The organism is Pseudomonas fluorescens (genome assembly GCF_005938625.1).
GTDB lineage: Bacteria > Pseudomonadota > Gammaproteobacteria > Pseudomonadales > Pseudomonadaceae > Aquipseudomonas > Aquipseudomonas fluorescens_BD.
In genome coordinates this window covers 1-12,004 of record NZ_VCNJ01000022.1, presented here as the reverse complement: position 1 = coordinate 12,004, position 12,004 = coordinate 1, and the positions used below count along the sequence as shown (strand labels likewise).

General features: G+C 59.1%; 11 protein-coding genes. 5 read left to right on the top strand and 6 right to left on the bottom strand.

Features of this window, described 5'->3' with window-relative positions; genetic code table 11:
• The first annotated feature begins 70 nt into the window (after positions 1-70).
• Complete coding sequence (locus tag FGA82_RS13930; RefSeq protein ID WP_141127516.1) at positions 71-595, top strand: SET domain-containing protein-lysine N-methyltransferase; 525 nt, start codon at positions 71-73, stop codon at positions 593-595.
• 8 nt (positions 596-603) lie between these two features.
• Here FGA82_RS13930 and can read toward each other — a convergent pair whose 3' ends face one another.
• Positions 604-1,248 (bottom strand): carbonate dehydratase, encoded by a 645-nt coding sequence (gene can / locus FGA82_RS13925; protein WP_095190641.1) that lies wholly within the window; start codon positions 1,246-1,248, stop codon positions 604-606.
• Between the two features lie 141 nt (positions 1,249-1,389).
• Between can and FGA82_RS13920 the strand changes: the two genes are divergently transcribed.
• Positions 1,390-1,794 (top strand): serine kinase/phosphatase, encoded by a 405-nt coding sequence (locus FGA82_RS13920; RefSeq protein ID WP_141127515.1) that lies wholly within the window; start codon positions 1,390-1,392, stop codon positions 1,792-1,794.
• A 114-nt stretch (positions 1,795-1,908) separates the two neighbouring features.
• Here the strand turns inward: FGA82_RS13920 and rimI are convergent, their stop codons facing one another.
• Together rimI and FGA82_RS13910 are read right to left on the bottom strand one after the other, a co-directional pair.
• Positions 1,909-2,361 carry a ribosomal protein S18-alanine N-acetyltransferase gene (gene rimI / locus FGA82_RS13915; RefSeq protein ID WP_141127514.1) on the bottom strand — a complete coding sequence of 151 codons (453 nt, stop codon included), beginning with the start codon at positions 2,359-2,361 and terminating at the stop codon, positions 1,909-1,911.
• Complete coding sequence (locus tag FGA82_RS13910; protein ID WP_141127588.1) at positions 2,354-3,100, bottom strand: energy transducer TonB; 747 nt, start codon at positions 3,098-3,100, stop codon at positions 2,354-2,356. The genes rimI and FGA82_RS13910 overlap by 8 nt, the downstream gene beginning before the upstream one ends.
• A 233-nt stretch (positions 3,101-3,333) precedes the next feature.
• On the opposite strand from FGA82_RS13910, the gene mksB reads away from it, so the two are divergent.
• The 3 genes from mksB to mksF are packed head-to-tail and all read left to right on the top strand — an operon-like array spanning position 3,334 to position 8,139.
• A complete protein-coding gene (gene mksB, locus FGA82_RS13905) occupies positions 3,334-4,611 on the top strand; it encodes an Mks condensin complex protein MksB (RefSeq protein WP_171057284.1) in 1,278 nt (425 codons plus the stop codon).
• Positions 4,601-5,302 carry an Mks condensin complex protein MksE gene (mksE, locus tag FGA82_RS13900; protein ID WP_016983587.1) on the top strand — a complete coding sequence of 234 codons (702 nt, stop codon included), beginning with the start codon at positions 4,601-4,603 and terminating at the stop codon, positions 5,300-5,302. Before mksB ends, mksE begins: the two co-directional genes overlap by 11 nt.
• Positions 5,299-8,139, top strand: a complete 2,841-nt coding sequence (gene mksF, locus FGA82_RS13895; protein WP_141127512.1) for an Mks condensin complex protein MksF — start codon at positions 5,299-5,301, stop codon at positions 8,137-8,139. The genes mksE and mksF overlap by 4 nt, the downstream gene beginning before the upstream one ends.
• Positions 8,140-8,320: 181 nt before the next feature.
• Here the strand turns inward: mksF and FGA82_RS13890 are convergent, their stop codons facing one another.
• The 3 genes from FGA82_RS13890 to FGA82_RS13880 are packed head-to-tail and all read right to left on the bottom strand — an operon-like array spanning position 8,321 to position 11,886.
• Positions 8,321-10,624 carry an intermembrane transport protein PqiB gene (locus tag FGA82_RS13890; protein WP_141127511.1) on the bottom strand — a complete coding sequence of 768 codons (2,304 nt, stop codon included), beginning with the start codon at positions 10,622-10,624 and terminating at the stop codon, positions 8,321-8,323.
• On the bottom strand, positions 10,617-11,240 hold the full coding sequence (locus FGA82_RS13885; protein WP_141127510.1) for a paraquat-inducible protein A: 624 nt from the start codon (positions 11,238-11,240) through the stop codon (positions 10,617-10,619). Before FGA82_RS13885 ends, FGA82_RS13890 begins: the two co-directional genes overlap by 8 nt.
• Positions 11,227-11,886 carry a paraquat-inducible protein A gene (locus FGA82_RS13880; protein WP_141127509.1) on the bottom strand — a complete coding sequence of 220 codons (660 nt, stop codon included), beginning with the start codon at positions 11,884-11,886 and terminating at the stop codon, positions 11,227-11,229. The genes FGA82_RS13885 and FGA82_RS13880 overlap by 14 nt, the downstream gene beginning before the upstream one ends.
• Positions 11,887-12,004 lie beyond the last annotated feature (118 nt).

The following is a 12,004-nucleotide window of genomic DNA, read 5'->3' as shown; positions in this document are numbered from 1 at the left end:
CCAGCAGTATTGCAGCGCTGACAGGACGTCAACCCAAGGAAGTCGCAAAAGCCTTGCGACAAGGACTGATATGAATATCCACGCCAAGGCGCACTCGCCGCCACGCGATACTAAAGGTATCTATCCCTTCGCCGGTCTGCCCGTGCGTCTGGGGTTTCCGGCCAGCGCCGATTTCGAAATCCTTCAGGATGGGTACGGTGCCCCGGCAGCGGTCGCCGCGCGGCGCGAGTTCCTGCACACCCACCGGATGTGCCGGGTGTCCGGGCAATTACTGCCGTATCGCTGCCGCCAGACCCGACAATTGCTGACGGGCATCCACATCTACGATCCGCGTTTTTGCGGTTTGATCGAACACGCGTGCGACCCCAACGTGTTTCTCGACATGAGCGAGCTATGGCTGTGGGCGTTAAAAGATATCCACAGGGGCGAACGGCTGACCATGGACTACACCGCCACTGAAGACAAACTGCTGCACCAGTTTGCCTGCGGTTGCGGTTCTCCACGCTGCCGTGGGTGGATCACCGGCTACGACGAACCACCCAGTCTGGAAGGCCAGCACTTTCTACGGCGCTGGCGGCATTGCGGCTTGCGCTGAAAGGTGCGTTATACCGCGCCAACCGGACGCAAACGATACTGCGGCGGCAGTTGCTCGAAACCACTGATAGTGGTGTTCAGACTTTTCCAGCGGCCATCCTTGATGCCGTAGATGCACCCGTGGATCGACAGGCTCTGCCCGCGATGCCAGGCGTTCTGGATGATGCTGGTGTGGGCGACGTTGGCCACTTGCTGAACCACGTTCAGTTCGCAGAGACGATCAACCTGCTCTTCTTCAGTCGGCAACTTGGCCAGTTCTTCACGTTTTTCGTAATACAGATCACGGATCGAACGCAGCCAGCCGTCGATCAGACCGAACTGCCGGTCCTGCATCGAAGCGCGCACACCGCCACAGCCGTAGTGGCCCGTGACGAGGATGTGTTTGACCTTGAGCACGTCGACCGCGTACTGGATCACCGACAGGCAGTTGAGGTCGGTGTGCAGTACCACGTTGGCGACGTTGCGGTGCACGAACAGATCGCCCGGCAGCATGCCGACGATCTCGTTGGCCGGCACACGCGCATCGGAACAACCGATCCACAGATATTCCGGCGTTTGCTGACGCGCCAGCTTGGCGAAGAAATCCGGGTCTTCCTTGGTGATCGCGTCAGCCCAACGCTCGTTGTTATCAATCAGGTCTTGTAAGTCATGCATGCTGTAAGGCCTCAAGAAAGATGCGCTGGTATGACAGACGACCGCCCGTCGGGGTCACGCCGCCAGCGCAAGTGATTTCATTGGAATTCTCGTGTGCCCGGTGAGTCCACCTAAGTAAGGCCCACAGTATGAGGAATTGCCATGACTGATTCACGACGCCCTTACGATGCGGTGCAACCGGAGCCCATCGATGATAACGAAGACCGTATGGGTTCGGTGCACGAGCTGGATTTCGATGAAGACGAACCGAGCGCGAAAATCGGCGATGAGATTCCCGAACGTGAACGCGAGCAGTTGATGCCGCGTGAACGAGTGCGTGAGGCCGGATTGACCGGCGCATCGACCGCTGACCATGAACCCACCGACGATGATCTGAGCCCGGAAACACTGATTCATGAAGATGGCGCGCGGGATGCCGAAGAAGCCGGTGAAGGCAATCAGGCGGATTGGGATTTGAGCATTGTCGATGAGGATGACATTGGCGGAGGTAATGGACTGGATGAGGCGGAGCTGGCGCGGCACGATCCGCTGGATGGTAACCGCTGACCTGTGTCGGTTGGTAAATAGCTATCGCGAGCAGGCTCACTCCTACAGGGGAACGCATTCCAAATTGTAGGAGTGAGCCTGCTCCGGGCGGCGTTCCGACGATGCTTTTAAGGTTTAATCGACCAGGGTGCAGGCCATGACCACGGCATCTTCACGCCCGCCCACCGCCGGATAATAATCCCGACGTCGGCCAATCTCGTTGAAGCCATACCGCTCATACAATTTGAACGCGCCTGTATTGCTGTCACGCACTTCCAGAAAACATTCCCGCGCCGAAGCCGCATACGCCCGCGACATCAAGTGCTCTAGCAACGTCAGCCCCAGGCCGCGCCCCTGATTCTCCGGTTTGACGGTGATGTTGAGCAGATGCGCCTCATCCAGAATGATCTGCACCACACCATGCCCGACTTGCTGCTGCCCTTCGAACATCAGCCAGATCTGGTACTTGCCCAGTCCGTCGAGAAAAATCCCCCGGGTCCACGGATGGCTGTAGGCGGCGTACTCGATTTTCAGCACGGTTTCCAGATCCGCCTCGGTCATCGGGCGGAACGATACAGCATCACTCATTCGATTCTTTCCAGCGCGCCATCAGCCGACGCATGGCTTGCCACACAGCGGCTTTGCGCTGTGGCTCTTCCATTAACAATTCCAGACCGGGAATGGCCCAGGCCGAGCCCAGACCTTCGATCTGCAATTCACGATTGAACGCTTCGGCATCCGCTTCACCGGCAAAACGCACCGCTGGCAGGCCGATCAGCCACAGGCAGGCGCACGGAGCGGCTTCCATTTGCACCGAAAGGAACCCCTGAACGAAGTCACGCGCCGCTTCCGGGCCTTGATCCATGGTGCCGCGATTTAGCCACGGCCAACGCACCGGCTCGCCGACGATTTGCGGCGCATCCGGCAAACCGGCGGCGCGCAGCATGTCTTTGAGCAGCAGATAAGCCGGATCGCGGCTCTGGAACGGTTCGCCTGTGGGTAACTCGACCAACAGCAGGCAACGCCCGGCGCGTAGCAATTGCAGAGCAAAACGTGGCGGTGGCACGGGCGCCGGTTTGGCGACCACTGGCGTGTCGTCTGCCTCTTCCACCGGTTTGGCGTTGGTCCGGGTGCTGGCCAACGAAGGGCGCGGCACTTCGATCTTCGGCCGTTCGGCCGGACGAACGGCAGGCTGCGCGGGCGTTTCGACTTGAGGCGCAAGCACCACCGGCGCCTCTACCTCGGGCTCGGGCATGCCCAACAGCTCGGGCCGCGAAGGCGCGGCGAAGGGCAATTCGGTGCGCGGCAGCCAGTTGACCACCTGCATGGCGTTCAAATAGGCGCGGCGGCGGGACTCGATAAGCAAGGGGTCGGCCACTTGTGGATAACTGAAGTGGGCTGATTCTACCGCCCTTCGTTCAAGATCGCTTGCTGTTGATCGATAGCCTTTACCTAAGCTCCCTCCCTTAGAAAATTCGACAGCCCGTCCCGAGAGTGAATCGCATCCTTCGTGATGCAGTACAATCGCGGCTTTTAATCGTCAACCAGCCGGCCATTCCGATGATCGAACCCAAGCGCGTCTTGCGCGCCCTCGCTGAACACTGGGCACTTCTGGAGCCACTGTGCGAGCACTTCGACCAAGGCACACTGAGCCTCAACGAACTGCGCACGCAACTGGCCGCCCAACAACTGGACAGCACACCGCAGGACATCACCAGCCTGCTCGACGTGTGGATTCGCCTCGATATTCTGATTCCGGTGGCGAAAAGCCCGAACCGTTTCGAGCTGAACGCGCAGATCCACGACTTTCTCGCGTATCTGCGCCGTGAACACCGCTTGGGCCTGTGCCTGGAAATCGAAGCCTATCTGCGTCACCTCGAGCGTCTGGCCGGGTATATCCAGGACGCGTTCGAAGTCCGTGACGGCCACGACCTTGCCCGCCAGCTGCGCCTGCTCGACATGCGTGTCCGCGACGTGTTGAAGAAGCTCGACAACGACGAACAGGCCTTGGTCGCCGTAGCCGAACGGGCGAAGACCAGCGATCGACAGATTCCATTGCGTCAGCGTTACGCCGAAGTGCTGGCGACCTGGGACGAATACGTCGAGCCGATGATCGATCTGGTGAACGCCGACGGCGCCTTCGAACAAGGCGTGCGCAAGGTCGAAACCGTGCTGCTGAAGATGCTCAGCGAGCAACAGCGCCTCGGCCATCTGGTTGACGACGACATGCTCCTGCGCACCCACGCGCGCATCCTCGAAATGCAAACCAGCGCCCAGTTGACCTTGCGCCATGCCCGCGAACTGCTGCTGCCGCTGCGTGAAGAAGCGCGCCGGCACAACGCCGTGACCCGTGGTGCCGCACTCGCATTGGCCGCGATCCGCCGCAAAGGCATCGACGCCGTACCGCAAGCGGCGATGCCGCTGTTCACTCGCCCGCAGAGCACCTTCCTCGGCAGTGCCAGTCAGGTCGAAGCCTACGTTTATGCACTGGCGCGTTTCGAACCGAAACCAGCACGCTTCCCGAAAGCGCACAAAACGCAGAAAGGCGAAGCCCCACGCGCACCACGCACCGTGCGTGAGATGGTCGACCGTTGCGAAGAAGCCCTGCCGATGCCGGATTTGATGACCTGGTTGCTGGAGCAGGAACCGGACGGCGCCACCGACGAATTGCTCTACTGGTTCTCGCGCCTGTCGCGGGAAAAGCGCTTCAAGCGCGAGCGTCTGGAACGCCGCGAATACCACACTCACGAGCACCAGGTCAGCCTGCGCTCCTTCGCCCTGCTCTCGGCCAGCGACTCTGCCTCCGAGAATTCTGCGAGCATCCCCAATGCATCTTGATCTTTCCGAACTGTCGCAACTCGCGCCGATCTTCCGCGAGCTGTTCAAGGGTTACCACGTTAGCCGCCGCGACCCGGAGCTGTACGCGCAATTGTCGAACTTCCAGGATCAATACCGCACGCTGTTCAAGGCGCTGGGCTTTGAACTGGTCTGCGACACCCGCGGTTTCTACTACTTCGTGCCGGACATGGCCGCAGCAGCGGTGAACAAGACTGCCCAGCGTCTGGCGCTGTTCACCTTCATCCTCGTCGAGCATCTGGCCGATCAGGGTCGCGACCCGATCGCCGTGCTTGATGGCGGCAGCCTCGGCCGCGAAGAGTTGCCATCACTGCTGGAAAAATACCGCGACCTGTTCATTCAGGCCGAAGTGCAGACCGTGGAAGAACTCGAAGAAAAGATCATGCGCCGCATGACTCAACTCGGTTTCGCCAGCGAAGAAAACGGCGTGTACCGCTTCCTGCCGCCGATGCACCGTTTCCTCGACGTGTGCCTGTCGGTGCAGCAGGATCGCGATCTGGCGGCCAGCGTGCACAGCGTATTGCCGCTGCCAGCGCCGGTGCTGATCGACGAAGCGGCGGAAGCCAAATTCCTCGAAACCGACGATCCGCTCGATCTCACCGAATTCGATGAAGAAAGCGAAGAAGACGCACTGGCCCGCGCCATTGCCGAAGAACAGGAGTCCGACGCATGAGCCAGGAACGCTACGGCATCCGCCGCTTTGCCCTTTTGAACACCGCCGGTTACAGCCTCGGCCTGTTCCCGCTGGAAGAACCGTTGTCGGTTTACGGCGCGAACAACCTCGGTAAATCGGCGTCGATCAACGCCTTGCAGTTCCCGATTCTGGCGCGCATGTCGGACATGAGTTTCGGCAAGTACAGCCTCGAACAATCGCGGCGCTTCTACTTCGCTTCCGACACCAGCTACATCCTTGTCGAAGTGAACCTGCCGCACGGTCCGCACGTGATCGGCGTGGTCGGTCGCGGCCCGGGCGGTGGTTTCGGTCACCAGTTCTTCGCTTACGCCGGCAAGCTCGATCTGGCGCATTACCAGAAGAACGACACCTGCCTGCGTCAGAAAGAGCTGTTCAGCAACCTTGAGAAAGAAGGCCTGAAAGCCTACGAACTCAAGCCGGACGAACTGCGTCGCTTGTTGGTTGGCGGTCACACGTCGATCCCGCTCGACCTGACGTTGATCCCGCTGCGCTCCACCAGCGAACAGAGCCTGAAGACCTTCCGCGCGTTGTTTATCAATCTGCTGCACATGCGTGAAATCACTGCAGCCAAGTTGAAGCAGTTGTTCCTCGATGCCTTCGAACACAGCCTGCGTTCCGGCAGCGTCGATTACATCGCTGCGTGCGAAGAAGCCTTCCGCGACGTGCGCCGCATGGAACAGGACTACAACTCGCTGGTCGCTGCCGGCCCGTTGGTTGAGGCCTTGGCCAATGGCGTGAAACAGCGCGACGTACTGCGCGGCAAACTGCATCGCCTGTCGCCGCTGCTCGACTCATTGCTCGGCACCTGGTCCGACTACGCCAGTGCGCGTAAAGAAGAGCTGACCATCCAGGCCGATCACTACCGTGGCGAGCAGGACAGCCTGCAAAACGACCAACGCGGTGGCACCCAGGAACTGATGCGTCTGGAGCGGGAAATTTCCGGCATCCAGCGTTGGCTCGGCGAGCTGTCGGTGTTGAAAAATCGCTTCGCCCTGGTCGACGACGTCAAAGTGCTCGAGCAACAATTGCTCGCGGCCAAAGACGCCCACGACGAACTGGCCGGCGCCCTGGCGCAATCCCGCCAGTTCAGTGCGGAAGATCTGGAAGAGCGCGTGCGCGATCTGGAAAAACGCCTGAAGTCGGTGAAGCAGCAACTCGATCACGCCGACAACAACAGTTACGCGCGTCTGCGTGAGGAGTTCTCGCAACAGGACGTCGAGCGTCTGATGCGTCTGTTCAACAGTGCATTGTTCAGCCTGCCGCTGGGTGAACACGGCATCACCCTCGATGAAGATGGCGAGTGGGTCAAATCCGTTGAGCTGATTCTCGATGGCTTCAAAGGCGAGCGCTTCGAAGTCCCGGGCCTGTCCATCGACATCTCCCACATCGAGCCGCCGGCCCTGCAAGCACTGGCCGACCGCGCCGCGTTGCGCGATCAGAAAGAGCGTCTGGAAAAAGAACTCAAGCAACTGAAAACCCAGCAGGCCGTGGCCGCCGATCGCGCCGCGAGCAAAACCCAGACCGAAACGCTGTACCAGCAAGTGCTGGACGCGCAGAAAGCACTGGAAGACTTCCGCCGCACGCAGACTTTGAGCGCTGAAGAAAGCGACAAGCTCGAGCAACTGGCGCAGATGGAAGGCGCGCAGGACGAACTCAAGCGTTCCAGCGATGCCTTCACCGAGCGCGTCCAGCAACTGTCGGCCAAGCTGCAACTGGTCGGCCGGCAGATCGCCGATATGGAAGCCAAGCAACGCACCCTCGACGATGCGCTGCGCCGTCGTCAGTTGTTACCGGCGGATCTGCCGTTCGGTACGCCGTTCATGGATCCGGTCGACGATTCGATGGACAACCTGTTGCCGCTGCTCAATGACTATCAGGACAGCTGGCAAGGCTTGCTGCGCGCCGACGGTCAGATTGAAGCGTTGTACGCGCAGGTGCGCCTCAAAGGCGTGGCCAAGTTCGATAGCGAAGACGATATGGAGCGCCGTCTGTCGCTGCTGATCAACGCTTACGCGCACCGCACCGATGAAGCGCTGACGCTGGGCAAGGCCCGTCGTGCGGCGGTCACCGACATCGCCCGGACGCTGCGCAACATCCGCAGCGACTACGACAGCCTCGAACATCAACTGGCGCTGTTCAACCGCGAGATCAACAAGCGTCAGGTGTCCAACCTGCAGAGCTTCCGTATCGTCCTCGCGCCGAACAAGGAAGCGCTCAAGCACATCGACCAGATCATTCACAGCGCCGGTCAGTACGAAGAAGGCGAAACCCTGTCGGTGTTCGATCTGAGCCAAAGTGCCGAGCAGGACAACAAGAACGAAGAAGCCAAGGAATACCTGGCGCGGCTGGTGGCGGCGAACCACAACCAGCTCGGCCTCAAGGATTTGTTCGAACTGGCGTTCGAGATCACCAAGGTCAACGGCCAGCCGGTGATCCACACCGACATCGATGGCGCGGCGTCCAACGGCACGACCATGACCATCAAGGCGCTGACCAACATGTATTTGTTGCTGCACTTGATGGACCGCGATCAGGCCGGTCGCGTGCGCCTGCCGTACTACCTCGACGAGGCGGCGGACATTGACGAGAAGAACCAGGCCGCGCTGCTGGAAACCAGCCTTCAGCTGGGCTTCGTGCCGATTCTGGCGAGTGTGAAGCCGCAGGTCTGCGCCAGTGTCGCGATCGACCTGGAAGGCGGCAGCGGCCCGGCGGGGATCTACATTGATGAGGCGGACTGGAAGTACATCCGTCGCCATGATGTGGTGAAGGCTACGGTCAATGTTGAAGCGGATGAACCGGAGCTGGATGCGGTTTGATCGGCGTTAACTGAAAACAAGAAAGGGCCGCGATCTGTTTGGATCGCGGCCCTTTTTTATGGCTTGGGGTTTGTGCTGATTTTGCGGGCCCTATCGCGAGCAGGCTCACTTCTACAGTTGGAATGCGTTCCCCTGTAGGAGTGAGCCTGCTCGCGATGGCGCCACTTCAGACACCATAGAATCACTTACCGAGCGAAATCTTCGGCGCCCACGTCAGCCACTCATCCTCAAACTTGTCGAACAACGGGAACGTCTGCTCAGCCCGCGCCGGGTTACCCATGCGCTCGCCATCCGGCGTGGCGAAAGCAATCCCACCCTGAATCGCCGTCTCCAGCGATTCCGTGCGCACCGTCAGCCCGTTGAACAAACCGATATCGAAACCGACACCGCTGGTGTTCCAGAACCGGCTGCCACTGCGCACCAACGGCGCATATTTAGGCTCGATCAGAATGTGCACCAACACCCGATCTGCGGTCTGACCCAGTTCATAACCGGTGACTTTACCCACGGTAATTTCACGGTAAGTCACCGGCACGCCCGGCTTCAGCGAACCACGACGGGCAGCGCTCAATACCAGACTCAGCCCCGCCTCTTGCTTGGTCACTTCCGGCGCATTGGCCAACGCGACGAAGTTCTTCTGCGGGCCGAGATTCTTGGCCGCCGGTTGCACTTCGATGTACTGCCCGGTCACCAGGGTTTCCAGATTGGCAGTCTTGATCAGACCCAGCTCCGGTTTGACCACCCAGAACTGGCTGCCAACCCGCGCGATCTTCTCCGGCACTTCGGTGATGCGCGCCGTGAGGATCACCGATTGCAGATCGTCAGTCAGATCGACACTTTCAATCTTGCCGACATCCAGTCCCTTGAAGCGAACCGGAGTGCCGCTGCGCAGACCATCAGCGCGATCGACCTTGATCGTCACTACGGCGCCCTTCTGATTGGCGTCATCATGGTTGGCGAACAAACGGAAACGCGGAATACGCTTCTGCAATGGCGCCTTGGCTTGCGGTGTCTCGAAGGCGATACCACCGGCCATCAAAGTCTGCAGCGATTCACTCTTCACTTGAATGCCACCGGTCAGTCCGCCGGTCAGTGTGATGCCGCTGACATTCCAGAAGCGGGTCGAAGCGTTGACCAGGTTTTCGTATTCCTTCTCGATGTGAACGCCGATCACCAGTTGCTTGCGGGTCTTGGAGAACTGATAGCTCTGAACCGAACCAACCTTGACCTGCTTGTACAGAATCGGGCTGCCGACATCGATGGAGCCGAGGACGTCAGTGAACAACACCAGGTGCAGACCCGGTGAGCGCAGATCCAGCGGCGGTGCTTTTGGCCGTGCCTCGAACTCGCGTTTCGGTGCAGCGCCTTTATCACCCGGACGCACGGCGATGTAGTTACCTTTCACCAAAGCTTCCAGACCGGTGATACCGGCCAGAGAAATCGACGGTTTGACCACCCAGAACTGGGTGCCGTCGACCAGATAATCTTCGGCCAATGGATCCAGGGTCAGCTCGGCCGTGGCGCTGTTCAGATCCGGATCGACCTTCAGTGCTTTCAGGTTGCCGACCTGAATGCCTTTGTACATCACCGGCGTGCGGCCAGCCTGCAGGCCCTCGAAGTCGCTGAGTTTGACCTTTACGCGGATCCCGGCAGCAGCGGCATCGAAGTCTTCGTAAAGACGGAATGGCAGGCTTGGATCAGTCGGTGGACTGTCCTTGCGATTCTCTGGTGTAGCGAAAGCGATACCACCGGCGACGATGCTGGCCAACGATTCGCTGCGCACTTTTACGCCGGACAGGTTGGCGTCGATGCTGATGCCGCTGGCGTTCCAGAAACGCGTATGTTTGCGCACCAGTTTGGCGTAAGTCGGCTCGATGAAGACTTTGAGTTCAACGGTGCTCTGATCTTCCGAAAGCACGTAGCTTTTGATCTGGCCCACCTTGATCTGCTTGTAGAACACCGGGCTGCCGCGGCTCAACGAGCCAAGACGATCAGCCTTGATGGTCAGATGCAGGCCAGGCTTGGCGTCGGACAGCGGCGGCTCTTCGGAGAGTGCCTTGAACTTGCGTGTCGGTTCGCCTTCGCCGGGACTGATGGCAACATAGTTACCCGAGACCAATGTCTCCAGCCCAGTAATACCAGCCAGGGTGACGCTCGGTTTGACCAGCCAGAAACGCGTGCTGGTCTTGAGGTATTGCTCGACGTCTTTATTCATCTCGACGGTGGCAATCACGCCTTTGGAGTTGCCCTCATCGTCGAGCTTGAGCGTCTTGACCTTACCGACCGACATGCCCTTGTACATGACCTCGGTCTTGTTGGCCTGAATACCTTCGCCACTCTCGAAGCGGATCTGAATTTCGATCCCGGTCTCGGAGTACGCACGCCAGCCGAGCCAGCCGCCGATGATCAGCGCAATCAGAGGCAGTACCCAAATGGCAGACCAGTTCGAAGCCGGTCGGGTTTTAGCTACGGGCAAATCAGTCATGGTCGTCGTCCGACTCCGTGTTATCCCAAATCAGTCGGGGATCGAAAGTTACTGCGGCGAGCATCGTCAGAATCACCACACTGGCGAAGGCGATGGCGCCAAGATTGGCTTCGACACTGGCAAGCCGGCCGAAGTTGACGACCGCCACCAGAATGGCGATCACAAAAATATCGAGCATCGACCAGCGACCAATGAACTCGATAAAACGGTACATCCAGATGCGCTGACGAGCTGACAACGGCTGGCGTCGTTGCACCGAAAACAGCAGCAGCGCAATACCCACCAGTTTGAAGGTCGGCACCAGAATACTGGCGATAAACACCACAGCCGCAATAGGAATCATGCCGTGTTGCACCAGCTGGATCACGCCGGACATGATCGTGCTCGGATCACCTTGACCCAAAGAACTGACAGTCATGATCGGCAAAACGTTGGCCGGAATATAGATAATTGCCGCCGTGATCAGCAGTGCCCAGGTTCGCACGAGGCTGTTCGGACGCCGGGCGTGAACCAGCGCACCGCAACGGCTGCAGGTTTGCTCGTCGGTTTCCGCTTCCTGCTTGTTCAATTCGTGGCATTCGGTACACACCAGAATGCCCGCATCAATCGCCCGCATGAGCGTCCTCTCCTGATAACGCCTGCCAGATCTGATGCGGTGACATCACCACTTCCAGCCAGACCTGCACCAATAACAAGCTGATAAAACACGCCAAGCCGAGACCTACGGTGATGGCTGCCATGTCAGCCAGTTTGACGATCGCCACCAGCACGCCCATGAGATAGACCTCGAGCATTCCCCAGTCTTTGAGATGGTGATAAATGCGATAGAGCAGCAAGCCATAGCTGCGTCCGACATTGAAGCGAATCGTCAGCAAAACGAATAACTGGCACAGCAACTTGAGCAGCGGTATGGCCATGCTGCACAGGAAGACGACGATCGAAACACCCTGCATGTCCGTATTGAACAGGCCGAGTACGCCGCTCCACACCGTATCCTGCGAAGATTGTCCGAGGATATTGAGTTGCATGATGGGTAAAAAGTTTGCCGGGATGTACAGCAATAATGCTGCGATCACCAAGGCAAGGCTGCGCTGCACCACGTTATGGCGATGAGCGTACAGTTCGTAACCGCAGCGAGGGCAGAGCGCTTTTTCGCCGTGAGCAAGCGTTGGCTTGCGCATCAGCAGGTCGCACTCGTGACAGGCCACCAAGTCTTCCAGCGGTAAATCTGACAGCCCGGGGGCGTCAACCGACTCTGACATAAAGGCTCTGGCTCCGAATAAGGTGGGGCTATTCTAGTGTTCTGATTCGAAAATAACTGTGCAAATTTGTTCGCTGCTGCGAGTAAAAACTTTTCTACAGGCAAAACAAAACCCCAAC